The 25903-nt window shown below is 38.3% G+C and carries 21 protein-coding genes and 1 pseudogene; 18 read left to right on the top strand and 4 right to left on the bottom strand.

The window, feature by feature from the left end; genetic code table 11:
* Positions 1-14: 14 nt before the first annotated feature.
* Positions 15-2131, top strand: a pseudogene (locus tag AAEY57_RS00460) (methyl-accepting chemotaxis protein).
* A gap of 124 nt (positions 2132-2255) precedes the next feature.
* On the opposite strand, the gene AAEY57_RS00455 reads toward AAEY57_RS00460, so the two are convergent.
* Entirely contained in the window at positions 2256-2843 is a 588-nt protein-coding gene (locus tag AAEY57_RS00455; protein ID WP_350605637.1) for a TetR/AcrR family transcriptional regulator, read from the bottom strand.
* A gap of 113 nt (positions 2844-2956) precedes the next feature.
* Between AAEY57_RS00455 and AAEY57_RS00450 the strand changes: the two genes are divergently transcribed.
* A complete protein-coding gene (locus AAEY57_RS00450) occupies positions 2957-3499 on the top strand; it encodes a carboxymuconolactone decarboxylase family protein (protein ID WP_058155781.1) in 543 nt (180 codons plus the stop codon).
* A gap of 104 nt (positions 3500-3603) precedes the next feature.
* Here the strand turns inward: AAEY57_RS00450 and AAEY57_RS00445 are convergent, their stop codons facing one another.
* A complete protein-coding gene (locus AAEY57_RS00445; RefSeq protein ID WP_350605634.1) occupies positions 3604-4134 on the bottom strand; it encodes a hypothetical protein in 531 nt (176 codons plus the stop codon).
* 51 nt (positions 4135-4185) lie between these two features.
* Between AAEY57_RS00445 and AAEY57_RS00440 the strand changes: the two genes are divergently transcribed.
* Positions 4186-4551, top strand: a complete 366-nt coding sequence (locus tag AAEY57_RS00440; RefSeq protein ID WP_036955235.1) for a DUF1294 domain-containing protein — start codon at positions 4186-4188, stop codon at positions 4549-4551.
* Between the two features lie 47 nt (positions 4552-4598).
* Here the strand turns inward: AAEY57_RS00440 and AAEY57_RS00435 are convergent, their stop codons facing one another.
* A complete protein-coding gene (locus AAEY57_RS00435; protein WP_350605631.1) occupies positions 4599-4943 on the bottom strand; it encodes a PEGA domain-containing protein in 345 nt (114 codons plus the stop codon).
* 176 nt (positions 4944-5119) lie between these two features.
* Entirely contained in the window at positions 5120-7093 is a 1974-nt protein-coding gene (locus AAEY57_RS00430; RefSeq protein ID WP_028834241.1) for a serine/threonine-protein kinase, read from the bottom strand.
* 393 nt (positions 7094-7486) lie between these two features.
* On the opposite strand from AAEY57_RS00430, the gene tagH reads away from it, so the two are divergent.
* From tagH to tssG, 15 genes are all read left to right on the top strand, one after another.
* Positions 7487-8758 (top strand): type VI secretion system-associated FHA domain protein TagH, encoded by a 1272-nt coding sequence (gene tagH / locus AAEY57_RS00425; RefSeq protein ID WP_350605629.1) that lies wholly within the window; start codon positions 7487-7489, stop codon positions 8756-8758.
* Between the two features lie 15 nt (positions 8759-8773).
* A complete protein-coding gene (tssJ, locus tag AAEY57_RS00420) occupies positions 8774-9238 on the top strand; it encodes a type VI secretion system lipoprotein TssJ (protein ID WP_013462959.1) in 465 nt (154 codons plus the stop codon).
* Between the two features lie 15 nt (positions 9239-9253).
* Positions 9254-10582, top strand: coding sequence for a type VI secretion system baseplate subunit TssK (tssK, locus tag AAEY57_RS00415; protein WP_013462960.1), 1329 nt, complete (start codon positions 9254-9256; stop codon positions 10580-10582).
* A gap of 22 nt (positions 10583-10604) precedes the next feature.
* Positions 10605-11885 (top strand): type VI secretion system protein TssL, long form, encoded by a 1281-nt coding sequence (gene tssL, locus AAEY57_RS00410; protein ID WP_028834239.1) that lies wholly within the window; start codon positions 10605-10607, stop codon positions 11883-11885.
* Between the two features lie 10 nt (positions 11886-11895).
* Positions 11896-15405, top strand: a complete 3510-nt coding sequence (tssM, locus tag AAEY57_RS00405; protein WP_350605625.1) for a type VI secretion system membrane subunit TssM — start codon at positions 11896-11898, stop codon at positions 15403-15405.
* Positions 15387-16115 carry a type VI secretion system-associated protein TagF gene (tagF, locus tag AAEY57_RS00400; protein WP_024602748.1) on the top strand — a complete coding sequence of 243 codons (729 nt, stop codon included), beginning with the start codon at positions 15387-15389 and terminating at the stop codon, positions 16113-16115. The genes tssM and tagF overlap by 19 nt, the downstream gene beginning before the upstream one ends.
* Entirely contained in the window at positions 16108-16905 is a 798-nt protein-coding gene (locus tag AAEY57_RS00395) for a PP2C family protein-serine/threonine phosphatase (RefSeq protein ID WP_024602747.1), read from the top strand. Before tagF ends, AAEY57_RS00395 begins: the two co-directional genes overlap by 8 nt.
* Before the next feature lie 203 nt (positions 16906-17108).
* Entirely contained in the window at positions 17109-18224 is a 1116-nt protein-coding gene (gene tssA / locus AAEY57_RS00390; RefSeq protein ID WP_024602746.1) for a type VI secretion system protein TssA, read from the top strand.
* Between the two features lie 15 nt (positions 18225-18239).
* Positions 18240-18743, top strand: coding sequence for a type VI secretion system contractile sheath small subunit (gene tssB / locus AAEY57_RS00385; protein ID WP_010389380.1), 504 nt, complete (start codon positions 18240-18242; stop codon positions 18741-18743).
* Positions 18740-20230, top strand: coding sequence for a type VI secretion system contractile sheath large subunit (tssC, locus tag AAEY57_RS00380; protein WP_013462966.1), 1491 nt, complete (start codon positions 18740-18742; stop codon positions 20228-20230). Before tssB ends, tssC (AAEY57_RS00380) begins: the two co-directional genes overlap by 4 nt.
* Before the next feature lie 36 nt (positions 20231-20266).
* Entirely contained in the window at positions 20267-21793 is a 1527-nt protein-coding gene (gene tssC, locus AAEY57_RS00375; protein ID WP_024602745.1) for a type VI secretion system contractile sheath large subunit, read from the top strand.
* A 2-nt stretch (positions 21794-21795) separates the two neighbouring features.
* The gene (locus AAEY57_RS00370; protein WP_350605620.1) at positions 21796-22575 is read left to right on the top strand and encodes a type VI secretion system accessory protein TagJ; all 780 of its coding nucleotides are present in this window, start codon (positions 21796-21798) and stop codon (positions 22573-22575) included.
* A gap of 15 nt (positions 22576-22590) precedes the next feature.
* Positions 22591-23076 (top strand): type VI secretion system baseplate subunit TssE, encoded by a 486-nt coding sequence (tssE, locus tag AAEY57_RS00365; protein ID WP_013462969.1) that lies wholly within the window; start codon positions 22591-22593, stop codon positions 23074-23076.
* Positions 23073-24899: a type VI secretion system baseplate subunit TssF gene (tssF, locus tag AAEY57_RS00360; RefSeq protein ID WP_013462970.1), complete on the top strand. Its 1827-nt coding sequence runs from the start codon at positions 23073-23075 to the stop codon at positions 24897-24899. Before tssE ends, tssF begins: the two co-directional genes overlap by 4 nt.
* Complete coding sequence (gene tssG / locus AAEY57_RS00355; RefSeq protein WP_036955215.1) at positions 24896-25885, top strand: type VI secretion system baseplate subunit TssG; 990 nt, start codon at positions 24896-24898, stop codon at positions 25883-25885. Before tssF ends, tssG begins: the two co-directional genes overlap by 4 nt.
* Positions 25886-25903: the final 18 nt, after the last annotated feature.

Here is a 25903-nt window from a genome sequence, read left to right as displayed (position 1 = left end):
GTAAGGTAATTTTAATGCGGGAAATAGCGTTAGCAAAAAAGTTATTGTGGATAAGTGTTGGAAGTATACTTTTAACGGTTGTACTATTTTCAGGAATATTGTGGTCTAAATTATCATCAAGTAATGCACAAACCTCTTCAGAGGCAGAAACATTAATTGTCAGTGAAGTAGATGGTCGCTTAACCGCAAATTCAGCCGCATACGGTGAGAAAATTGCGGCATTTATCAATGAAGCTTATCGGATCCCATACTCTCTTGGCAGTATTTTAGAAGACGCCGATAAAACATCCATAAACAGAGAATCTGTCGTTCTACTAAATCGCTCAATACTAGAAAGCAATGATGTTATTTCTAGTATTTACTCACAGTTTGAAAAAAATGGCTTTGATGGCAAAGATAGTGATTTTACCCAAGGGTACGATCACTCAGTTGCTGGAGCTGGCACACTAGGGTTTATCTAACGAGAAATTCGAACGGCGTTGTTGAACAACAAGTAGTAGAAGATGCCTCAGAAAAATATGTTGATAAAGTTAATGAATTCGGTTTACGTGAAGCCGAATGGTACTTATGTGCAAAAGACAAATTAAAACCCTGTATCATGGAACCCTACCTCTATGAAATAACACCGGGTTATTCTGAAATGATGACCTCTTTAGTGGTGCCTATTATTAAATCAGGCCAGTTTGTAGGGGTAACAGGCGCGGATATTACACTACCTGTATTTCAAAAATTGACAGAAGAGCTTTCAAAAGCGCTTTACGATGGTAAAGCAAAAGTAACGTTACTTAGTCATTTAGGTTTAATTGTCGGTACGAGCCACTACAAAGAAAAACTAGGTCGCCCTTTAAAAGAAGCGGTTAGCGCTAAAAGTTATGAGAGTTATAAAGCTCTAAAAGGCACCAAAGGAACAAACAAACAAGGCGCTGAAATAATGGTGTCTTACCCGATTGAAATTAAGCTTGCTGGTGTGAAATGGATGCTGCTAATTGAAGTACCCGCTGAACTTGCCTTTGAAGGACCTATTCAATTAACTGCTGGGATGTCTGAGGCTGCAAAAGAGCTGGGTGTGATTATTTTGATCACGGGAACTGTGATTGCGGTATTGGCATTTATAGTAATGAAACTTGTTGTAGGCAGTGTTGTGGCGCCACTTAAACAAATACAAGAACGTGTAGATAACCTAGCCAGCTCTGAAGGTGATTTAACACAAACACTACATGTTGATACGCATGCTGAGCTTATAGCTTTGGCCGGAGGATTTAATAAGTTTTTATCAAAACTGCGTGAACTTATTAGTGAGCTAAAAGCGGTCTCGGATCAAACCAAGCATCAAGGCGAAGTTACCTCAAATATTGCCGTAGAAACCAAGCATAATGTTCAGGCACAGTTTAAAGAAATTGAAAGTGTTGTGACGGCAATGAACGAAATGAGCGCGACAGCACTTGAAGTGGCAAAAGCTTCTGAGCAATCTGCGCAACAAGCTGATGAAATCAATACCTTAGTGGTTAGCAGCGAGTCGAGTTTATCTTCTGCGATGACCCAAGTTAAAACAATGTCTGAGGAAATCAAAGAAGCCAACCAAGCAGTCGAAAAAGTGGCCTCACGTAGTAATGATATTACGCAAATTTTAGATGTGATTCGAACTATTTCTGAGCAAACAAATTTACTGGCATTGAATGCCGCCATTGAGGCTGCACGTGCAGGTGAACATGGCCGAGGTTTTGCTGTTGTTGCGGATGAAGTTAGGGCTTTAGCGTCTAAAACTCGCTCATCCACCGATGATATTAGCAGCCTAATTGATAGCTTGTTATCAGAAGTAGGAAATGCCTCAACTGTCATCGAAAAAGGCGTTGTACGTGCTGAAAATGCAGTTGATGAAACTTCTACTGCCTTTGATGCACTGCACAGTGTTGTTGTAAAAGTGGATGAAATAACTAACCAAATCACCCATATTGCAACCGCAGCTGAAGAGCAAAGTTTGGTCACTGAAGAAATAAATCGTAATTTAACTATTATTTCTGATGCGGCATCTCAGCTCTCTGATTTATCTGCTCAGGCAGGCGATAGCAGCCAAGAACTCAATAAGTTGGTTGCACAGCAAGACGCTGAGCTGAATAAGTTGAAAACGTAAATTTTTTATTTAGAGTTAAACAAGCGGCTAATTTAATACAAATTAGCCTCTTTTTTATACGCTGAATAATCAAACGGAATATAAAAAGAGTTTATTTAAGCGCAAAGACAAGCAGCCAATAGGATTACAGTTTTTTGATTAGTACAAACATTTGGTTGATCATCGGCATCGCCAAATGCTCGACTGCAGGGCGATTAAAGTAACCTCGTAATCCTGTAAATTGCACTTGGAAAAATTGTGCGTATGCAGTTGCAGTTAAATCACCGCTTAGCTCACCATTTTCAATAGCGCGGGTAAACAATGTGGTTAAATAAGATTCAAATTTAGTCAGTAATCCTGCGCTTAACTCACTTAAAGCCGTGTCTTTTTCAGCAAATTCGGTATTTGCTTTTACTAACATACAAATAGCACTTGGACTGCAGTCCTTGGTTTTAATAATTACATTTTCAACAAATGCCCGCAAACCACCTAAAATCGAATCAGAGTTTGCTATTAAGCCCTCAATTTGGCTTTTCATGTGTACGGTGTAGTCTTTTAAAGATTCGCTGTATAACCCCTCTTTAGAGCCAAATGCAGAGTAAATACTTCCTGGTCGCATATTTATAGCTTCCTGTAAATCGCGGGTAGAAGTAGCATGAAAGCCTTTCTCCCAGAACAGCTGACTTGCCACGCGAACAACATGTTCACGTTCAAATTTAATTTTATTGACCATAATAGTTTCTATTAATTTGAGCGACTGTTCAATTTTAACTTGAGCGACCGCTCAAAATCAAATGATATGTTTCTCAACACGACTTAATACTATTTATGCAATAGGAGCAAACTATGGCTGAATTTACCTTATACACGCAAGAAAATGCATCAGCAGAGGCAAAACCTTTATTAGCAGACTCTGTCGCCGCTTTTGGAATGTTGCCTAATCTTCATGCTGTGATGGCTGAGGCACCAACATTGCTAAAGGGTTATCAAGTACTGCATGAGTTATTTCAAAAAACATCGTTTAATGCACAAGAGTTAACGGTTGTTTGGCAATCAATTAATGTTGAGCACGAGTGCCATTATTGTGTGCCAGCACACAGTGGTATAGCCGCTGCCATGAAGGTTGATGAGAATATTGTGGATGCATTAGTCAATAAAACCCCGCTTGCTGATCCTAAACTTGAGACACTTCGTGAGACAACGCTTGAAATGACACGAGAACGTGGTGTGTTAAGTCAGTCACAGCAGGAAAAGTTTTTTGCAGCAGGGTATACAAAACAACAGCTTCTTGAAATTGTGTTGGGTCTTGCGCAAAAGGTGATGAGTAATTACACCAACCACCTTGCAGATACGCCTGTTGATAATGCGTTTAAAAAATTTATAAAGTAATTTAAGATCAGTGTTCTAGTTCAAAATCGTAATTATTAATGGCTAGAACACTGTTTTTTAAAGAACTAATACGTTTTTAGGTATTACAAGGCAATAAATAAAACTTATTTAAACTTTACTTCTTTATTGCTGCGATGGTAGGTGCGAATTTGCGGCTTAGTCCATTCACCTTTTTTTAAATAACTGGTGGAAACAACAAATTGCTCATCCTTGAATTCACTAGTTGATTTAACTTTAGTGATTCCCTCTTGGCTGCCAGTGACGTCTTCATAAGCAACAAATTGTGTTGGGCTCAACACTTTCATGACTCCTTTGGTATAAAAGCCAGCCGTAGTAAAATAATAAAATACTAATGACTGTTTTTTGCGATCATAGAAAATCATTGATTCGCCCCCATACTCACCTTCATTTATAGAATGCGTAGTGCGAATGGCTTTACCATTTAAGGTGCGCTCCCATTTGGTCACATCTTGGGTTGGAAGCGCGTTTTTATCCATATGAAAATCAGCTTGCCAAGTACCTAAGTAAGGAGTGAATACCGCAAGCTCAGGCTCTAGTAAATCCGTTTTATTATTTGCTTGAATACTGAATATACATAGTGAAAACAGCAGCATCGAAGCCTTTAAATATGTCATAATTTAACCTTGGTGTTTCTTTTAATTATCTTCATTATAGGCGATTATTTTTTGATAAAAAGTAGCTTAATTATATTTTCCAGCTTGTTTATAGCCTTATTTTGGTTAGCTTACTTAAATAATGAAGTTGAAATGTACTTACCCATATATGTTTCATCGATCAGCTGTATTACATTTGTATATTACGCATGGGATAAGCGAAAAGCGGTACAATCAAACCATAAAAAAGTCAGTCGTATACCTGAACGACACTTACATCTATTGGCTTTATTTGGAGGATGGCCCGGTGCACTTATTGCGCAGCAAAGTTTACGACATAAGTCACAAAAGCGAGTCTTTATTGCAGTGCTATGGGTATGTATTGTGGTTAATATTAGTGTAATTAGTTACGCGTGGTTTGCCTATTACCGTATTTAAAATGCCTTTATTGAGCGTAATAAAGGCATTTTAAATTGATCATTTGCTTATCGCGCAGACTGGCTTAACTGTTTTTCATCTAGCTTAATAGTTAAGATGGTTTTTTTGTCAACCGTTACCCATTTCCTATAAGTCACATAACCTGCTTTACTTACTTCGATATCATATTTACCTGCATCTAGTTCTATAGCGTCTTGATATACAGGCACTATATTCATAATACGTACTCTAGAGTCAGCAGGGTTAGTAATAACAGTCAGTGATATTGGCGCATTCTCTTCGCTAACTTGAGGCGTTGGCTCAATAACTACTTCCTCTGTTTTGTTTACACTAGAAGTTGTCGAACAACCCGTAAGTATAACGGCTGCAGCTAATAAGCTTAAATTTTTCATAGGTACTCCATTAATTATAAAAAGTCTAAATATTTTAAAATCTTGGCGGAGTGTATGATGATGAAAATGCACTCGTCGTCCTTGACTTTATTGTGTATATTTTGGGTTAGTCTAATAGCTAACTAATCTATATTCAATTATATCTGTGTTATTTTTGAGCAATAAATAAGAGTTGTTTAAAGCATATTATCTAAAGATTGCGTGATAGCCTCACTTTTTTCAACCAAACGTTCAGCTGCTTTATACATTCTTTTTTTCATTAAATCGTTCGCTGTACTAATGTAACGTCTCGATAATTCTTTTCTCAGTGATACTAAAAGAGAAAAATCGTTGGGTAGTGCTGTCGATTCGGATTTAATAAACTCTTCAAATTCCATTAAAGCTTTATGATCTTCAATAGTTTCTAATTGTGCAGAAAAGCGTTGAAACTTTGGACCATAAAAAACGACCGCATCGGCACGAGGAAACTCAGCTTGTTCGCCTAAATTAATCTTTTGTTGGTATGCGGTTAGTGCATTAATTGCAGACTCACGCTTCATTAAATTAGCAAGAAGCTCTTCTGCTTTTTTGTTATTTGAAAATACAATTTTACCCACATTTAAAAGTACTTTTTGTGTGATGACATCATCGCTTTCTATGGCTGTGTTTAACGCAACAGTAAAGTTATCAAGATGCAGATCCGTTGGTTGATAACGGTAAGTTTTATCTACTTCTTTTAGATCTTTAACGAGATGAGCAATACTATTGGGCTGGTCTTCGTTGTAGCGTGATTGTTCGAGTAATAAATCTATTCTCGCGGTAATATCAAAAATAATTGATTGGCGCTCCCTCAATACACTTTCTAATTGCATCGAAAGCTTTTCTGAATCGGGATAGTAGTTCAGTGCATTAGAATAGACTGCTATTATTTTATCAAAATCTTTAAATTTACGGCCCGCAATATTATTAAACTGGCTTGCTTCATCATTAAAGCTATCTAATATACTTTGCTGATTTGATCTGAGTAATCCTTGTTTAAGCACCTCATACTGTGGCGGAATTTGTTCTAGTTTGTTTAAAATAGTAGGGCCTTGCCAAGACATCCATGCTTCCACTTGTTGGTTAATTGCCTTGGCGTTATCAAGTTGTGCCTGTAATTGCTTGGTATTATCTGAGCTTGAAAAATAATTTTGAGTTATTAAGGCAATAATTGCCACACTAGCCACACTGGCAAAAATAGCGGGTTTTAAGTTCACTTTTAGCGTTTTTGAAATTTGTTCTAGTGAATCGAGTCTTTGGCTGGCGCTTAAAGATAATGCTTTATGTAAATTTTTCCATAAAAGGAGAGGGCAATTACTTGGTTTTTTTACAGTAGTATTTTTAGGAACTTTATCTGCAGCAATGCGGTTAAATGGGTGCTTACTGCTTAGAAGCTCATAAGCAATACAGGCAAATGAAAATACATCATCTTTAATGGATGCTTCGCCGCCTTTTAGCTGCTCAGGGCTAGCATACGTTGGAGTATAACCACCAATGGTTGCAAACTCACTTTCGTTTTTAACAGCATATTGGTCGTCCAAACTTTTGTGTTTAGCAATACCAAAATCAAGCACTTTGAGGTTACCATTAGAGTCAAAAATAATATTCGAAGGCTTAAGATCATTATGTATTACGCCACGTGAGTGGGCATATATAAGGGCGTCAGTTAATTGTTCTAAAATAATTTTCGCTTTTTTAAACGCTAAACCTGAGGGTTTATTTCGCTTAATAATTTGTTCTAGAGTTTCTCCCTCAATGAGCTCCATAGTGACATAATACAAATCGCCATCAGAGTCTGCTGAGTACACTTTTACAATACTAGGGTGAGCAAGTTGTTGTGTTTTTGCTGTTTCATCTTTCAATAATGAAATAGCTTCTTCAGAGTTGGAAAACTCTTCTTGGAGCACTTTTATAGCGACCGATGCTTCAGAGCGACCGCTGTTTTCTAAAAAGGTATCTCGCGCACGATATATGTAACACATTCCACCTTGCCCGATGAGCTCTTCAATTAGGTAGCGATCAGATATCTTTTTGCCGAGGAGGTTTTGTTTATGGATGCTTGATGTTTTTTTTGTGCTGGAGTCTAGAGAAGCAATCTGAGTTTTATCGTTGTTATCATTAATATTGCTCATTAAAAAATCCTTTTATTGTGTTTAGTTAAATAATTACAAAGGTAAATAATCTCTACTTACCTATCAATTTTCCCTCTGATTTAAGCATGTATTTTACAAAAATATACAATTATAGCAATGCCTGAATAGCATATTGTTGCCGGTGAACTCGCTTTATAGTGAATTGAAAAAGTCGGTTTAAAGCCAGAAGATGTCTCTAAAGTGTTTATTTTTGGCCTAGTTAAAAAGCATTAAAAAGAAAAGTAACAAACGCCGTCGATGAGTATATAGGCCGTATTGTTTTAGAGACAAAATCTACAATGCGACATTTCTCTGTGTTAATTTCAATGTTGACAATAGTTTCGCTTCTACTTTATCCTGTTCACAATAATGCTATAGGGACTGACTTATCAAATGGAACTGATACTAAACATCACTAGTTATCACAGACTTTCGCCTGAAATCGAAGCTACCAAAACGGTAAAAGATTCACTCACTTTTGGCCGTTCTGAGGGATGTGATTGGCATCTTCCCGATCCTGAAAAAATTATCTCAAGTAAGCACGGTAGAATTGAAAAAGAAGGCGATTCTTTTTATATATACGATAATTCAACCAATGGCTTGTTTATTAATTTTGCAGTGGCGCCTTTAGGCCAAGGTAATAAACAACGTTTGTCAGATAGTGATGTTTTAACTATTGGTGATTTTCAGGTTGATGTTAGTTTAGCTGACGAGCCACACGCAGATATTAGTAATCCTATTACTTCAAACAGTTCTCAACAAGTAAGTACATTTGCTTCACATAGTAGTCAAACTGCAGAGTCTGCGCCGTTATTCAATGATTCAATTATGAATGAGTCTATGCCTGCGGTATCTGTAATTTCACAACAAGCAACAGCGGATAATCATATTCCAGAAGATTGGGATGAACTAACTCGCCTTATGAATACCGATGAGTTTGATCTTGGTAATGACGAAGTGAATTCTTCAGCGCCAGTTGACACTCCAGCTCCAATAAAAGAAAGTGCGCCGACTAAACGTTATAATGCTGAGCAGCAAGCTGTAAAACAAACAGCGCCTGTAAAAAGCTTTGCTCAAAATGATAAAGTGTTTTGTGATGCCTTTTTAAACGGATTGGGGATTAAGGATGAGCTTAAAAGTGCTCTAGATAATGAAAAACTGTGGTTTGAGATGGGGCAGGGCTTAAGTTTATTACTGACAGAGCTTATGGAATCTTTACGCCAACGTGCGATTGTAAAGAACAAATTAAGACTGAACCATACAATGTTTCAGACCGAACAGAACAACCCATTGAAGTTTTCTGCCAATATTGATGATGTTATTCAGAACTTGTTCATAAAAAATAGTGCAAGCTTTCTGTCTTCGAATGAATCTATTAAAGAAAGCTTTGTAGATACACGCAAGCACGAGCAAGCACTGCTCGCTGGTGCAGATGGCGTGCTCAAAGGGATGTTATCGCAAGTTTCTCCCATGCAAATTAATCAACAGGCAAACGATAATTCTAACGTGTTAAAAATTATTCCAGGCCAAATAGAGTCTAAATGCTGGAAGTTATATCAAAGTTTATATGATGATATTTCTCAGGAAGTTAACGCGAAAGGCGCTATGGCTATGTCTGATGATTTTTTAAAAGCATATAACGATCGAATCAAAGAAACGCTCTAGAAAGGAAAGTAAATAATGCATAAAGTTAAGCTCTATTTAATGAGTTTTAGTTTACTATTTTTGGTACTGGGATGTACTACGATGAATAAAATCGTACCTCCTTCTACAGATCTGATCATCAATGTATCTAAAAATGTTAATCCTGATACATCTGAACGTCCTTCTCCGGTGGTGATGAAAATTTTTGAGTTGAGCTCAAGAACAATTTTTGACACGCAGGATTTTTTTAGCTTATACGATACGCCAGAAAAGATATTAGGCCCTGATTTATTAAAAAAGGATGAGTTAGAGCTTCAACCTGATTCAGTACAGCAATATAAAATGAGCCTTAATCGTAATACTCGTTATGTTGGGGTTGTTGTTGCTTACAGAAATATAGACCAAGCAAGGTGGAGAGCGGTTATTGAAGTTGACCCCACCGGTTATGACGACATCAATGTAAATGTAGAAGCGATTGCTACATACATGAGAGAGCAATAAAAAAGGATTTTTAAAATGGGTGATAACACTCGTGTTGCTTGGACTGAGGGGATGTTTTTAAGACCTCAGCACTTTCAGCAATCAGATAAATATATTTCAAATGTGATTAAGCAAGTATGCAGTGGAAACCTTGCTGATCCATGGGGAATAATTGATATTAGTATTGATAATGAATTACTTAACAGTGGTCAATTCGCTGTTGATTCATTAACTGCAATCACCCCGGATCTATTGCCAATTGATATGCCTCAGTCAACCTCTTTACCTGAGCCTTTAGTGGTTAATAAAGATGTGTTTGATGAAATTGTTTATTTGGCTATTCCTGCGCTAAAAAATAGTGGCGTTAATATATCGTCAACTGACGATAATATGGTTACTCGCTATAAGCTTAACGATTTGGCAGTGAGTGATGACTTATTGGGAGCGCAGTCTCAAGAAATAATTCAAGTTGCAAAAGTATACAGTAAGTTGATGCTGTCTTCTGATGATCATTCAGGGTATATCGTGTTGCCTTTAGCACGAATAGTGGATGTGAGCAGCGAAGGGCAAATAAAGTTAGATGCAAAGTACATTCCTCCCTCTTTAAAAGTAGGGCAGTGTAAACCTTTATCGGGGCTAGTGAGAGAAATTGGCTCAATGATAAAGCAACGTGCTGAAAGCATTGCTGCTAGGTTGTGCCAAGGTTATGCGGGTAGTACGTCTGTTGCAGATTTTATAATGCTGCAAACACTAAATAAATATGACGCGATATTTAATAATTTGCTCAGCGTTAATAGTTTACATCCGAACGTGTTTTATAGCCGCTTAATTGAACTGGCAGGTGAGTTATCAACCTTTAGCACGGCTAATAAAAGAGTGCCTAAATTACCTAATTATGATCACACAAATTTAGGGCAAGTGTTTAGTGAAGTGGTTAACTTTTTATACCAATCATTAAGTCATGTAATTGAGCAAACCGCGACTGAAATTAAGCTTGAACAAAGTAAGTTTGGTATTTCGTTTGGTGCCTTAAAAGATAAATCTATTTTAAATTCAGCGCAGTTTGTTTTAGCAATTAAAGCAAGCGTTCCGCATGAAGAGTTGAGAAAAATTCTACCTTCGCAAATTAAAATTGGCAGCGTTGAAACCATTCGTGATCTTGTTAACAACCAGATCCCAGGTATTACAATTAGTAACTTGCCAACAGCGCCAAGACAGATCCCTTACCATGCTGGTTTTCATTATTTTGAATTAAATCGCCATGGTGAACATTGGGAAAAACTGCGCTCCAGCGGAGGAATTGCTATCCACCTCTCAGGAAGTTACCCAGAACTCCAATTAAGCCTTTGGGCTATTAGAACTTAACTTTTTAAAAGGAAGAGTTTCAATGGACGAAACCATTATAAAACCACGCCCTGGCCGACTAGGGCGAAATACCCCAAGCAGTGGTGCAACGCAAAATGATGCTGATAAAACCGTTATGTCGGTTGAGCCACCCTCTGCAAAGCCGATGAGCAATAATAAGGTATCAATTTTTAAAAATCCCTTGTTAGAAGCGGCAACAGATTGCTTTTCTCTTGTGATATCCATAAATCAATCGCTTGAAATGAGCAATCTAGCAGCGCTCAAACACCGCTGTGTTGAGGCTATAAAGCGTTTTGAAGTGGAAGTCCGTAACCAGCACCTATCAAAAGAAGTGATTAATAATTCACGCTATTGCCTATGCGCTATTCTTGATGAGTCTGTATTGAATTCAAAGTGGAGCTCAATGGAGTGGGCTGATGAAAGTCTGCTGTCGACTTTTCACAAAGAAACCTTTGGTGGTGAATATTTTTATACTCTACTTGATGCCGGGTTAGGGCAACCTGAAAAAAACAAACAGTTTTTGGAGTTGCAATACCATTGTTTAAACTTAGGCTTTAAAGGGAAATATCGATTAGATGCCGGCGGCGATACAAAAGTCGAAGAGTATCGTTCACAGCTTTATCATTTACTTAATCAGCTTGATGGCCCAATTAATAATAAACTATCTCCAAATTGGCAACAAAGAGTTGCTGCAGGTGTTGAACTAAGAAATCAAGTGCCACTGTGGGTCATATTTTCTGTGCTGGGGCTGATATTATTGATGATTTATCTATCAATAAATATGAAGCTAAATAACGATGTTTTTGCGATTAATGAAAAACTAGCGGGCATTCATCCGTTAGCTGTTAATCAAACGGTTGATAAAAAAGATCAGCAGCTGCGTGTACTTGAACAGTTACTGCAAACAGAAATTAAAATGGGGATTGTTGCTGTTGCAAAAAATTCCGATGGGATCCGCATAACGATAAACAGTGAAAATTTGTTTAAACAAGGGGATTCACAACTACTTCCATCATTTCAGCCTATTTTAGAAAAGTTAGCGTTAAGCTTAGAGGGAACTAAAGGGCGAGTGCTTATAACGGGCCACACAGATGACTTACCAATTAGTACAGATAAGTATCCTTCTAATTGGCATCTTTCTTTAGCCAGAGCAACACAGGTTGCTAATTTAATGGCTAAAAGTACCAACTTAAGCGGTCGTTTATGGCCAGAAGGAAAGGGCGCTGCAGAGCCTATCGCCAGCAATTCAGATTCAGCTTCTCGGTCATTAAACCGACGAATTGAAATCGATCTATTATTTTAATGAGGCTGCAATGAGTTTCTCACAAAAATTTAAAAAAATAACCTACGCACTAACATCACGAACCGCTATATTAATTATCGGCTTTTTAGCCTTATCATTATTAATTTGGTTTGGTGGCCCTTTAATCGCAGTGGCCGATTATGTTCCGCTTGCAGGTGTAGCATCACGATTATTAACTATTTTATTGGTATTATTAGTTTTTTCAGTGACCAAAATTTATCGTCTTATGCAGCAAAATAAGCGTGATGAAAAAATGGCGGATGAGTTAATTGATAACAATGATGCCAATAGTAGTGAAGTAAACGAAGAAATTAATACTCTTAAAACGAGAATGAATGAAGCTATAGATTTACTAAAAGATGTAAAGCTATTTAAAGGTAAAAATATATACCAGTTACCTTGGTATATTATGATTGGCCCTCCGGGTGCAGGTAAAACAACGGTTATTCATAACTCAGGCCTCGATTATCCATTAAAAGATAAGCTAGGCGTTGACTTAGTTCATGGTGTAGGCGGTACGCGTAATTGTGACTGGTGGTTTACCAATAAAGCGGTATTAATTGATACCGCAGGGCGTTACACAACACAAAGTAGCCACGCAAAACATGACTCAAGAGCATGGGAAGGTTTTTTAGGGTTATTAAGAAAGCATCGCCCGTTACGTCCTATTAATGGCGTGATGATCAGCATGGGTATTTCTGAGCTAATGAGCCAGACCAAAACTGAGCGAAACCTACATGCTCGTGCTATAAAACAGCGTCTTCAAGAATTACAAAACCAACTAGGGATGACATTTCCTGTTTATGTTATTTTTTCTAAAGTTGATTTAATTGAAGGCTTTAGAGAGTTTTTTGCTGAGCTAACTGAAGAAGAATGTGAGCAGGTTTGGGGAATTACCTTTGAACTTGATTTAGATAAAGATACTCAGGTAGATGCGTTCAATAAAGAGTTCCATGCTTTAATTTCTAAGCTTACGGAGATGTTAAATCGTCGGCTTATTAACGAGCGTAACGAAGCTATCCGTGCCAAAATTTTTGAATTCCCTCGACAGTTACGGGTATTGCAGGGCGTAGGTGATGACTTTTTAAAAGAAATTTTCACCCCCAATGCCTATGAAGAATTACCCATGTTCAGAGGGGTGTACTTAACCAGTGCGACGCAAGAAGGGACACCGTCAAGCTTTTTAAATGATGCGAGTGCAGGGAAAACAGATTACATAAATCAATCTAAAAGTTTCTTTATTAAGAATGTTTTAGAAAGTGTTATTTTTCCTGAGCAAAACTTAGCAAGCACTAACAAACATCATGATAAGCAAAATAAATGGCTTCGCGTTGCAAGTATTTCAGCTGCGTGTGTTGCTTTATTAGGTTTTTCAGTTTCGTGGTACTTTAGTTTTGCATGGAATAGCAACTTAATAGACGCCACCGATGAGGCAATTACTACTTACCAAGAGCTCGATGCCTCTTCGTTTGATAGAAATAATTTATTGGTGTTGAACGACAGACTAAATGCACTGAGAAATCTACCTGCTACTAACTCTGAGCTCATTAACCCTGAGGATGCTTCATCAGTTGGTTTTAATAAGTTAACCGAAATTAAAGAATCTTCTACTAATGCTTACAAGCGTTCTTTACAAACGTATTTAGAGCCATTTGTTGCTAATACTTTAATTAAGGAAATGGAAGCGCATCCAGAACACTTAAGCTATTTATATGAAACGCTAAAGTGTTACTTAATGTTGTTTAAACCTGAATACTTTGAAAGTGAAGATATTGTGGTGTGGTTCAGTGCTTATTTAGACAGAAACTTACCCGGTGATATGAATATGCAAACGCGTGGTGAGTTAATGAATCATATTTCAGCTTTACTCAATGAGGGAATCACGCAAACCGAAATAGATAACCAAGCTGTGCGAGTTGCACGTGCAGAGTTAACTAAACTACCGATTGCGGAAAGAGCATACCAGCGTCTTCAAGCTGATTTTCTCGATAGTAGTATTCCGCCTTTCAGACTAACCGATATTATTAGCTTTGAAAGTGCACAAAAGTTTACTTTTCGTAATAACGGCGACTTAACGCGAAGCATTCCAGGGTTATACACTTTTAATGGTTTTCATGGCATTTTTAATATTGAAAAAGGAAAAATGCTTGGCAACTTAATGGCTAGTAGCTGGGTTTACGGGCAAGAAGCCTCAGGAACTTACGATATTTCTAAAGCGGAGATAGAGAAGAAACTAGAGCAGCGCTATTTCCAAGATTACATTTATTATTGGCAGTCATTTTTAGATGACTTGAGTCTTAATCAATACAGCTCACCCGCTGAAGGCGTCAATATTACTGATGTGCTAGCAGGCTCTGAAGCACCGATTAAAAATATCATTAATGCGGTGAAAAAGAATGTTCAGCTTACTAAACTACCAGTATCTGAAAATCAAAAAGTAGCTGGTGATGTGGCAGCCAATGCCGCTAAAGTCGCTATGCAAACTAAAGCAAATCGAATTAAGCGCTTTTTACCTGATGAAGCTCCAAAATTTGAAATTGATCTACCAGGTTACCAAGTAGAAGAAGCCTTTGAAGATATTATTGATATTGATGTTCAGCAACTTGATAATATTCAGAAAAATTTAAGAGAGTTAAATATTTATTTAACCAAGCTTGATAGAGGCGATCAGCTTAAGTACTCCATTAAAGATCAAATAAGCGGTAAGAGTAAACCTAGCTTTATTCGCCAATTAGAGTATCAAAGCAGCGACTTACCTTATCCATTTAATAGTTGGTTACTGGATATTAGTAGAGATACTAGCAACATAACCAAAAATAGTGCTAACAGGCATCTAAATGAAATTTGGAAAAGTAAAGTTTTACGCGAGTATAACGCGGCGATTGTGGGCCGTTACCCATTTGCTCCGCAGGCTGAAAAAGAAGTCAGCATTAAAGACTTTACCCGCTTCTTTGGTCCTAATGGCACCATAGACAACTTTTTCAATAGCTACGTAGCCCCGAGTGTGGACATGAGCTCAACCCCTTGGAAGTTTGAAAAAGATATCGGTATTAGCAACAACACGTTAAAAATGTTCGAGCATGCTTACAAAATTCAAACCGCATTTTTTGACCGTGGTAGTAATACTCCAAGAATTGAGTTTGGCTTGCGTACCTTTAAATTAGACAAAACGGTCTCAAGCTTCATGATTGAAATTGATGGCCAATCTATGATTTATCGTCATGGTCCGCTTAAGGTGACCAATTTTGTTTGGCCTGGTGCAAGTGGTCAAAGCAAAACTCGAGTGGTATTTACTCCACCAAATGGTGGGCGTTCAATTAACACCACCTACCAAGGTGAGTGGTCACTATACAGAATGTTAGATGAACTGAGTGAAAAGCGAAGTAAAACGCGTGAAGACTTAGAGCTGCATTTCTCACTAATGGGTAACAATGCAAAAGTAGAATTATTGCCGAGTTCAATCAGGCATCCTTTTTGGAATAGCAGTGTAGAGAAGTTCTCATGTCCGACCCGATTGTAGATATTGGTTATCTTGGCAAAGTCCCTTGTTTAGGTGACTTTGTTCAAGATAATGTTACTAAAGAGTTTTCAGAGCATTGGGAGCAATGGCTTCAGGCTGCCATTGCTGTAAGTAAAGAACAGCTTGGTGATGTTTGGCAAGAAAACTATTTAACAGGTCCCGTTTGGCATTTTGCCTTAAGCCCAAATATTGTGGGTGATACTGGCGTTATGGGCACGTTATTGCCAAGTATGGATGCTGTGGGGAGGCATTATCCTCTCACGGTAACGCGAACAACACATATTGCTCCTGTCGATGTGCTTCATTCTGGTGTTTTTTCGTTGGAGTACGAAGATGCAGTACTCAAAGTACTTGATGGCTCCGTTGATTTATTTTCTTGGCGCAAAGAGTTAGCTAATACTTTGAGCGAAATTACTTCAACTAAAAAGCAAGTTAGTTTTGCGAACTCGCTAGATAAGAATAAACAGGCTACAGCATTGGAGTTTTCTGGTACCGAATTAAGTGATCACATTTTACAAGATGCCATGCATGCCATTTTATATAAAAAGTATGGTGATTACAGTGTTTGGTGGACTCATGGCTCATGCAATATTAAGCCTATGGTGTTGATCACTTCGGCTCTACCGCCTGTAAATCAAGTGGCCGCTATGCTAGATGGACGATGGAAACATTGGGAATGGAATTTTACACAGGTAAAAAATAGTGATTAACAATTTAAGCTCAAGTTATGCCATTACCCACCGAGGTGCTGTTAGGCAACTTAACGAAGACGCGCATGTAGAAATTAACAGCCATAATTTATGGGTAGTAGCTGATGGTATGGGAGGACATGAAGCGGGTGAAGTTGCCAGCCAATTAGTTGTTGATGTTATAAGAACCCAGGTTGAAAAGTTTAAACTAGAAGATTTAAACGTCAGTGACATTGTTAAAGCCATTGAAGATGCAAATAAACAATTAACTGAATATAGCGCGCAATACTTAAGCAACAAAACAGCGGGCAGCACGGTGACAGCTTTGTTTGTTAAAAATGAACGCTATTACATTTTATGGGTTGGCGACAGCAGAGCTTATTTGTTACGCAACAGTAAGTTGACTCAAGTTTCTAGAGATCATAGTCAAGTTAACGACTTAATAGATGAAGGAATGATTTCTGTTGAAGAAGCTAAAAATCATCCACTGTCTAATGTAATTACCCGTGCCGTAGGGGTAATGGATGAAGTAAAAGTTGATGTTGTTGAAGGGGATATAAACACAGGCGATATATTTTTACTGTGCTCAGATGGTCTTACTGGCGAGTTATCAGATGAAGAAATATGTTTGTCATTAGAACCCTCTAGTATTATTGATTCAGGAATGGCGTTAATGCATTCTTCGTTAGTCAGAGGAGCCAAAGATAACGTGACCTGTATTTTAGTGAAATATGATGATGTGGATGCCAATCAATCGATACAATCTTGCAATTTGCAAGATGAGGCAACGATTCCATTGTTCACTAAGTAGCTGATTAAGCCTGTTTTAGTATAATCAAGAAAAAAAGTTGTAAATAAATCAGGAACAAAAAAACTGTTATTTCAATTATTTATAAAATAACATTAGCCAGCTTATCGGCATAATAGCGTCAAGGCTTGTAATTTAATTTAAAGAATGTAATATAATTTCCGCTTTGCTTCTTAGAGCACATGGATAATATTTAGGACAATGGAATGTTTTTATTTGAAGAGTATATTTCCCCTATTTCAGATGCTGAGTTTGCAGGTATTGATCCGCGCTCAGACGTCTCTCCAACGTCTACTTACTATGCCTTAAAAGATTTAAGAAACCAACTTCGTGCGGCTGAAAGAAATGCCTTAGTCGATGAAGAGGGAATTGCTTCACTTTCGCGAGATTGGCTGCCATTACTTGAACAATGCAGTGAGGCAGTTAAAAGCGAAAGCAAGGATATTGAATACCTTGCATGGCTAATTGAAGGTTTATGCCGCGTTCACGGGTTTAAAGGAATAGCGTTTGGTTTTCGCGTTGCCAAGTATTTGCTTGAACACCATTTTGAATCCCTTTATCCAACACTTGATGACGGTGATGAAATTTCAGACAAAGTGTCAGCCTTAGTTGGCTTAAATGGTACAGCCGGTGAAGGCACGTTGATCATCCCAATAAAAAGCATTTATATGACAGACAGTGTCAGTATGGATCCTTTTTCTTTTTGGGAGTATCAGCAAGGGTATGATATTTCGCGTTTAAATGATGAAAAGCGTGAAAAGAAAATAGCCCAAGGCGCAGTTGATTTTGAGCAATTAGAAAAAAGTGCCGCTGAGACCAGTACCGAATTTTTTGTGTCTTTAAAAAACGATATTGAAGATGCGATAGAGCAGTTTGCTGCCTTGAGCGAAGTTATGGATGAGGTGACAGGTGAGCCACAACCGACGTCTAACATCAAACAAGCATTAGAAGTGAGCTTAGCGGCGGTAAAACACGTAGCAGCAGATAAGCTTGAAGCAGCGCAAACTGCACTAGATAAAGCTAACGCTGAGCCTGAAGAGGAACTCGTTGAGGATGCGATTCAAGCTGACTCAGAGCAACCTAAAAAGCTTAGCAGTGATGAGATTAATTCAAGAGAAAACGCAATTAAAAAACTTCAAGAAATTGCGACTTTTTTCAGAAAGACTGAACCTCATTCACCGATGTCTTACACGATAGAACAAGTTATTCGATGGAGCGAATTATCGCTACCTGAGTTATTAAATGAGTTAATTACAGATAGTGATGCTAGGACTGGATACTTTAAGTTGTCTGGCATTAAGATCAGCGAAACTGAAACATAGTAAAAGGAGTTCTCAATGAGTATCCATGATAAGTTAAAACGAGTTCGTAAACCTAGAGTACATATCACTTATGATGTGGAAACTGAGGGCGCGGCAGTAAAAAAAGAATTACCCTTTGTAGTGGGTGTAATGGGCGATTTTTCTGGTGATAATACAGAAGCGCTTAAGCCACTAAAAGATAGACGTTTTATTCAAATTGATCGTGATAACTTTAATGATGTTTTAAAGCGTATGAGCCCATCTCTACGTTTAAAAGTAGACAACACATTAACGGATGATGGTTCTCAGTTTGAAGTTAACTTGAACTTCAAATCGATTGACGATTTCGAGCCTGCAGCCGTTGTAAATCAAGTAGAGCCGTTACGCAAATTGATGGAAACGCGTAACAAGCTTCGTGACTTGATGACGAAGATTGACCGCTCAGAAGAACTTGAAAACGTACTAGAAGAAGTATTAAGCAACACAGCAAGCTTAGACTCGATGGCGAAAGAACTTAACTTAGAGGAGACTGATAAATGAGCACTGAACAATTAGCAACAGAATCAGAATCAGTAGCAGAAGTTAGTTCTTCACTTTTAGAGCAAGCAATCGGTGCGACTAAACAAACAGAGTCAAGCCGTGCTGAAGAGTTACTGAAAACGTTAACTGAAGAAGCATTAAAAGGCACAGTTCAATGGAACAAAAACATGACTGTGACGTTTAATGAAGCAATTCAATTAATCGATCAAAAAATCTCAAAGCAGTTAAGTGTCGTAATGCACACGGATGAGTTTCAAAAACTTGAAGGCTCATGGCGCGGATTACATCACTTAGTGATGAATTCTGAAACTAGCTCAACATTAAAAATTCGTGTTTTAAACATGAAAAAGAAAGAGCTGCATAAAGACTTAAGTAAAGCTGTTGAGTTTGATCAAAGCCAAACCTTTAAGAAAATATATGAGTCAGAATTTGGTACCCCAGGTGGTGAACCGTATGGCACGATTGTAGGTGACTTTGAATTTACTAATCACCCAGAAGATGTTGAAACATTAAGCTTAATGTCTAATGTTGCAGCTGCTGGTTTCTGTCCATTTATTGCCGCATCATCACCGTCGTTATTTGGTTTTGATAATTGGGAAGAATTAACTAAGCCACGTGATTTAGAAAAAGTGTTTGAATCACTAGAATACACTAAATGGCGTTCATTTAGAGACAGCGATGATTCACGCTTTGTATCACTTACTATGCCGCGTTTCCTTTCGCGTTTACCTTATGGTGCAGCGTCAAAACCAGTTGAAGAATTTAACTACGAAGAGTTTGAAGTTGAAGCGAAAGATGGCCGTTCAGTTAGTACTGATAATAGTGATTATTGTTGGAGTAATGCCGCATACGCTATGGCAACAAACATGACCGCTGCTTTCTCTCAATATGGTTTCTGTACTGCTATTCGTGGCGCAGAGGGTGGTGGTAAAGTAGAAGGCTTACCAACGCACATATTTACGAGTGATGATGGCGATCCAGATCTTAAATGTCCAACAGAAATTGGCATTACAGACCGTCGTGAGGCCGAGCTAAGCCAGTTAGGTTTCTTGCCTTTATGTCACTATAAAAACACTGATTATGCTGTTTTCTTTGGTGGCCAAAGCTGTCAAAAACCAAAAATCTACTCAACACCTGATGCAACCGCTAATGCTGCCATTTCAGCACGCTTACCTTACTTAATGGCGACTTCTCGTTTTGCTCATTACCTTAAAGTAATGGCGCGCGATAAAATTGGTAGCTTTATGGAAGCCGAAGACGTTGAATCATGGTTAAACCGTTGGATCCTGTCTTATGTAAATGCGACAGAGGGCGGTGGTCAAGATATTCGAGCACGTTACCCTCTTGCTGATGCGAAAGTATCTGTAAAAGAGATCCCAGGACAACCTGGTGCTTATAACGCTGTTGCTTGGCTTAAACCTTGGTTACAAATGGAAGAGCTTACTTCTTCTTTACGCCTTGTAGCTAAAATCCCAGAGATCGGTTAATAATACCGCTCTCTGCATTAAGGATGATGCAATAGAATGAATCACGAAGAGTTTTCATTTATCAATCAAGACTTCACTTTTCAACAAAAGTCGCAGTCTCGAATAAGTGATAATGACGCTTTACTCGATAGGTTTTTGAACGAAAAAAACCTAGATAAAGCGTTATTATTATGGCTTGAAGGCTCTTCTGATTCTCCACTTTCTTGGAATAAGGAGTCATTGAGTCCTTATTTACAGCGTGTGATCATTGAACTCGATCAACTGATTTCTGCACAACTCAATCATATAATTCATGCAAAAAGCTTTCAAAATTTAGAAGCTAGTTGGCGAAATCTATGGTGGCTATTATTACAAACAGAGCAACAAGACAAAGAAAAAAAAGTAAAAGTTAAATTGCTTAATTGTGACTGGCCAACGCTCTCAAAAGACGTAAATAAAGCGATAGATTTCGATCAAAGTACGTTTTTTCAATTACTCTATCAAAACGAATTTGACAGTGCTGGCGGCGAGCCCTTTGGTATTATGATTGGTGATTATGAAATTAGTAATGGTTGCTCAGCGGGTACTATTTATAACGATATAGATACGATTAAAGAAGTGTCAAGAACGGCTGCCGCCGCATTTTCTCCTTTTATATGTTCGGCATCGGCTAACTTATTTGGCGCAGATAGCTTTTCAGATTTAGGTTATTACTCTGATTTATTTAATCATTTTGAGCAGCCTGAATATATAAAATGGCAAAGCTTTAGAAAAATGGAAGAAGCTAGATTCATGGGTTTTACACTCCCTCATGTGCTAGTTAGGCCGCCTTATGCTAATGACGGTAAGCGCCATCAAGAATTCTATTTCAAAGAACAAATTATTAATCCAGAAACAGATATGCTGTGGGGAAATGCAGCCTATCAATTTGTATCGACAATAATCAGAGCTTACTGCGATAGCGGCTGGTTTGGGCATATACGTGGTATAGAGCCAGGGAAAGTGTCAAAAGGCTTAGTCACAGGGCTAGCTCGCGATAGTTTTGCTAATGATACTTATCAAAAAGAAGCTAAGCCGCCACTGGATTTGTTAGTAACCAGTAAGTTTGAAAAGCAATTTTCTGAACTCGGTTTTATCCCTGCATCTTCGGTCACAAATACCGAACATATTGTTTTTTACAGTAATGCGTCGGTTCAAAAGACAAAAAATTACGACTCAAGCGCTGCTAATATCAATGCGCGTTTATCGTCTATGTTGCAATACATTTTATGTGTATCGCGCTTTGCGCACTATTTAAAATTATTGGCCCGAGACCGTGTAGGCTCTTACAGCACGGCTCAAGCGTGTGAAAGAGATTTACAAGCGTGGATCAATAATTACACAACCGCGTCAGACTCTGCGTCTGAGCACATTAGAAGTAAATACCCACTCAGTAATGCAAAAATAAAAGTAAGTGAAAACAAGGCTAATCCGGGTCATTACTTTTCGGTTTTGCAGTTACAGCCCCATTTTCAGTTAGACCAAATGGTCTCAAGTATTAAGTTAATAACAGAGCTCAGTCCTCATCATAAAATAAAGGAATAGTCATGAAGAAAATACACAGTTTAATTCGCGAGGGAAAACTTGCTGATGCTTTATTATGTTGCGCTACAGAGTTGCAAGATGAGCCTTTAAATTTTGATATTAGAAGTCTTTATTCTGAATTACTTTGCATTAACGGTGAACTTGAAAAAGCAGATAAACAGCTAGATTTTATGGTGCAAAAGAACCCTGAATTTGCTGTAGGTGCGGTTAATCTTAGGCATTTAATTCGCGCACAACAATCGCGTGTAGATTTTTATCAAGGTAAGGGCATTCCTAAACTCTTTCATGAAGCTAATGAGCTAGACACCTTGTTCTTAAAAATGCACGTAGCCCTACTTGAAGGCGAAACATCTGAAGCGGCAACGCTTGCAAAACAAATGGAAGCGCTTCGTCTTGAAAGCGTTGATGATGAGCATTCAGCAATTAGAGATTTAGATGATAGCTTAAGCCCATATTTGGAAGTGCTAGGCACGAATGGCGAGTTTTATCTTGCAAACTTTAATGAAATTGAAACATTAAAAGTAGAACCTGTAGCGTCTTTATTAGAGAGCATCTGGTTACGTGTTGAGATCACTATCAAAGACGGTCCGTCAGGCACGGCACATTTACCGCTGGTTTATGCAAACTCAAATACTGAGCTTGAAAAGTTAGGTCAGGTTTCTGATTGGGATGAGCTACAAAATGAGTTTATTATAGGTAAAGGAATGAAAATGTTATTTGTCAACGATGAAGCAATCACTATTCCTAGTCTAAAAATCAACGCCGTTGAAATAGCAGAGTAAGCGCAATAAACGATTATGATTGAACATAAGCAGCAACTCCAAGCATCTATTTTAGATAGGCTCATTGACGATGAGCCTGACTTTCAAGATGCACCTTCTCGTACTGAGGGGATCAGCATTAGTGAGCTGAGAAAAAATGTGCGTAGAGACATAGAAGCGCTGCTAAATGCTCGAATTCAGTGGCATACCTGGCCATCACAATATGCTGAGTTGTCGACTTCGTGTTTATCATATGGTTTGCCTGACTTTTCGAGTATGTCTGTAAGCTCACACGAAGGGCGTGCACTTTTATGCGAAACCGTAAGAAATACAATTTTAAAATTTGAACCACGGTTTATTGAAGTAGAAGTGTTTACCGATGATGAAGTACCCGTGAACAGAGTATTAAACCTAAGGATTAACGCCTTGTTGTATGCCGATCCAGAACCTGAATTTATTAGCTTTGATTCTGAAGTTGAGCCGGTTAATTTAGGTATGAAGATTATTGAGGCCTCTTTATGAACGATGAGTTATTGAAGTACTACAATCGCGAACTAGCGTTTGTTCGCCACATGGGTAAAGACTTTTCTGAAAAGTACCCTAAAGTTGCCGGGCGATTAAAGTTAAGTGATGACCATATTGAAGACCCTCATGTATCTAGGCTAATCGAATCGTTCGCATTTTTAACTGCAAATATTAGACAAAAACTCGATGACAGCTTTCCTGAGCTAACTGATGCTCTATTGGGACAGATGCTGCCAGACTACCAAGCGCCTATCCCTTCTATGTCGGTGGTAAAATTAGAAGCTGAAAATCTGTCCACCACGGGTGTGGTCATTCCAAGAGGCAGTGAAGTAGAAACCAATGTTGAGTCGATGAAGCAATGTAAGTTTCAAACCTGTTACGAAACTTATTTGTGGCCTGTTGAGATCACAAGTGCCCAATTTGATAATAGTCCGTTTGTTGCCCCTAAGCCTCGTTGGCATGAAAAAGCTAAGTCAATTTTTAAACTTGAGCTAACCGGTGAATATCCGGGTGTATCACTTGCTGAAACCGGGCTGGAAAAATTACGATTATTTATAAATGGCCAATGGCATCATACGCTTAAAGTGTATGAACTATTATTTAAACACGCTATTGGTATTGCTTTTGATAATGGTGAAGAGGGTATAAAGTACCTTTCTAAAAACCAGTTAAAAGCCGTAGGCTTTGATGCAAATGAAGCGGTGGTGCCCTATTCGCAGCGCTCAAGTGCTGGTTATCGGTTACTGGTGGAAAACTTTACCTTTCCGGAAAAGTTTCGCTTTGTTGAGCTTGAAAATATTCGTTCATCACTGCCTAAAAAGTCTAACAAATGCAGTGTGTATATTTACCTTGATTCAGAGTCAACCGAGCTTGAAAAGCAAGTAGACAAAAATATGTTTTTAATGGGATGTACACCCATTATCAATATGTTTGAGCAAGAACTAGAACCGATTCGCCCTGAACTGAGTGAATACGAATACCAATTAACACCACGCTATATGGACTCTGAAATCTCAGAGGTGATTGGTATCTCAGAAGTTATTGCGTTTGACCACAAAGGGAACAAGCAAATAGTGTGTCCTTTTTATGGGCAGACTCATCCACGATACCAAGGCCATGATGATTTATTTTGGCACATCCGCAGAGAAACCGCCTCATGGGCCGGTGGCTATGTTGAGTCAGGTACGGAATCGTTTCTATCATTGGTAGATGCACGATTTGAAAATAGCGCTATGGATTATGCTGAAGGGAACACGGTATTAACAGTACGTGCTAATTGCAGTAATCGAAACCTTCCTGCTAGCATGCCTTTTGGAGATGATGAACTCGGGCTTTTAATGCCTGAACGTGGCGATGTAATTAAAAAAATACGTTGTTTAATCCCATTTACTCATGCAGTTAGACCGATATTAGCCGATGCAACTCGTTGGCAATTAGTTAATCATTTAACCCTTGATGCGTTTAGTGGAGATGATGCATGTAACAAGCTTAAAGAAGTGTTACGGCTGTATGACTTTAGAGCTTCACCGCAAACAAAAGGCCTTATCGATAATATTTACCGCGTGATTGTAGAACCAGCAACGGCGCGTGTTGTACAAAAAGGACGAGTAAGCTTCGCAACGGGAAGCGAAATAGAAATTACCTTTGCCAATGATGATTTTTCGGGAAGTGGTATGTTTTTCTTTGCTTCTATCCTCGATCATTTCTTTGCACAATTTGCGGCAATAAATAGCTTCACGCGTGTTAGTTTAAGGCTCAAAGAACAAGAGCAAGTGTATTATCAATGGCCTGCTCGAGTTGGGGAAAGCCCGTTAATATGATCCAGCATATTATTTCTCAAGCGTCACAAGTTGATTTTTATAAAGCTGTTTTCATTATTGAAAACCAGCTTAAAAAGCATTGCTTAGAGTATCGCTATGTAGGGTATGACAGTAGCCCAAAGCAAGAGTTAATTAAATTTACCGCAACACAAAAATTTGGTTACCCAGGTAACGCTATCACAAAATTAGAGCAAGCTAGCTTTGAAGATGGGTTGCATAAAGTCAACATGCAGATCTCTTTTATGGGATTAACGGGTTGCTCGGGTGCTTTACCCCAATTTTACAGCGAGCTGGTGATGCAGCGTCTTCGCTATAAAGATACCACCATGCGTGACTTTTACGATATGTTTAATCATCGTTTGGTGTCTTTATATTATCGAGCGTGGAAAAAATATAAGCCGTCTTTAAATCATGTAAACAAAGATAAAAACAAAGACCCATATACACAAATATTGGGACTTTTAAGTGGCGGCTACAATGATCATCAGTTGCACTTTTCAGGCCTTTATAGCCGAAAAATTCGCAACGCTTTTGATTTAAAAAGTGTATTGAGCTCTTACCTTGGTTGTGATGTTGTCATCAAACAAATGGTAGGAAAGTGGCATGATTTGAAGCCACAAGAACAAACTTGTTTAGCAAGTGAGCGCCTATATGAGGGACAACATGCTCGCTTAGGCGTTGATACCGTAATAGGTAAAAAGATATGGGATATTTCTTCTAATATTGAGATTCATATCAGCACTACTGATATTGATAAAGCAAAATCCTTGTTACCGAAAGGCAAGTTATTTGAGTTAGCTACAAAGATTGTAAAAGATTATGCGGGCAATGCGATTTCATTTCGACTTATCATCGAATCAGATTTTCAACAACTTGATGCGGTGCAGTTGTCTAAACGGGAATGCCAACTTGGCGCTAATAGCTTTTTAATGGCGAGTAAAAACACCCCTAAATTTAACCCTATTAAGTTATCGTTTAAAGGATAATTAAAAATTAAAAGGAAC

The sequence above is a fragment of the Pseudoalteromonas sp. MER144-MNA-CIBAN-0113 genome (assembly GCF_040308965.1).
Taxonomy (GTDB): domain Bacteria; phylum Pseudomonadota; class Gammaproteobacteria; order Enterobacterales; family Alteromonadaceae; genus Pseudoalteromonas; species Pseudoalteromonas tetraodonis.
Note: the sequence above shows the minus strand (reverse complement) of the source record. Positions and strands in the feature narration are given on the sequence as shown.

Bases quoted from the DNA above. Each gene is read 5' to 3' on its own strand.
- AAEY57_RS00370 (WP_350605620.1), top strand. From the start codon at position 21,796: ATGAAGAAAATACACAGTTTAATTCGCGAGGGAAAACTTGCTGATGCT.
- tssC (WP_024602745.1), top strand. From the start codon at position 20,267: ATGAATCACGAAGAGTTTTCATTTATCAATCAAGACTTCACTTTTCAA.
- tagF (WP_024602748.1), top strand. From the start codon at position 15,387: ATGTCCGACCCGATTGTAGATATTGGTTATCTTGGCAAAGTCCCTTGT.
- tssK (WP_013462960.1), top strand. From the start codon at position 9,254: ATGGGTGATAACACTCGTGTTGCTTGGACTGAGGGGATGTTTTTAAGA.
- tssB (WP_010389380.1), top strand. From the start codon at position 18,240: ATGAGTATCCATGATAAGTTAAAACGAGTTCGTAAACCTAGAGTACAT.
- tssA (WP_024602746.1), top strand. From the start codon at position 17,109: ATGTTTTTATTTGAAGAGTATATTTCCCCTATTTCAGATGCTGAGTTT.
- tssG (WP_036955215.1), top strand. From the start codon at position 24,896: ATGATCCAGCATATTATTTCTCAAGCGTCACAAGTTGATTTTTATAAA.
- tssE (WP_013462969.1), top strand. From the start codon at position 22,591: ATGATTGAACATAAGCAGCAACTCCAAGCATCTATTTTAGATAGGCTC.
- tssL (WP_028834239.1), top strand. From the start codon at position 10,605: ATGGACGAAACCATTATAAAACCACGCCCTGGCCGACTAGGGCGAAAT.
- AAEY57_RS00435 (WP_350605631.1), bottom strand. From the start codon at position 4,943: ATGAAAAATTTAAGCTTATTAGCTGCAGCCGTTATACTTACGGGTTGT.
- AAEY57_RS00455 (WP_350605637.1), bottom strand. From the start codon at position 2,843: ATGGTCAATAAAATTAAATTTGAACGTGAACATGTTGTTCGCGTGGCA.
- tssM (WP_350605625.1), top strand. From the start codon at position 11,896: ATGAGTTTCTCACAAAAATTTAAAAAAATAACCTACGCACTAACATCA.
- tagH (WP_350605629.1), top strand. From the start codon at position 7,487: ATGGAACTGATACTAAACATCACTAGTTATCACAGACTTTCGCCTGAA.
- tssF (WP_013462970.1), top strand. From the start codon at position 23,073: ATGAACGATGAGTTATTGAAGTACTACAATCGCGAACTAGCGTTTGTT.
- AAEY57_RS00445 (WP_350605634.1), bottom strand. From the start codon at position 4,134: ATGACATATTTAAAGGCTTCGATGCTGCTGTTTTCACTATGTATATTC.
- AAEY57_RS00430 (WP_028834241.1), bottom strand. From the start codon at position 7,093: ATGAGCAATATTAATGATAACAACGATAAAACTCAGATTGCTTCTCTA.
- AAEY57_RS00450 (WP_058155781.1), top strand. From the start codon at position 2,957: ATGGCTGAATTTACCTTATACACGCAAGAAAATGCATCAGCAGAGGCA.
- tssJ (WP_013462959.1), top strand. From the start codon at position 8,774: ATGCATAAAGTTAAGCTCTATTTAATGAGTTTTAGTTTACTATTTTTG.
- tssC (WP_013462966.1), top strand. From the start codon at position 18,740: ATGAGCACTGAACAATTAGCAACAGAATCAGAATCAGTAGCAGAAGTT.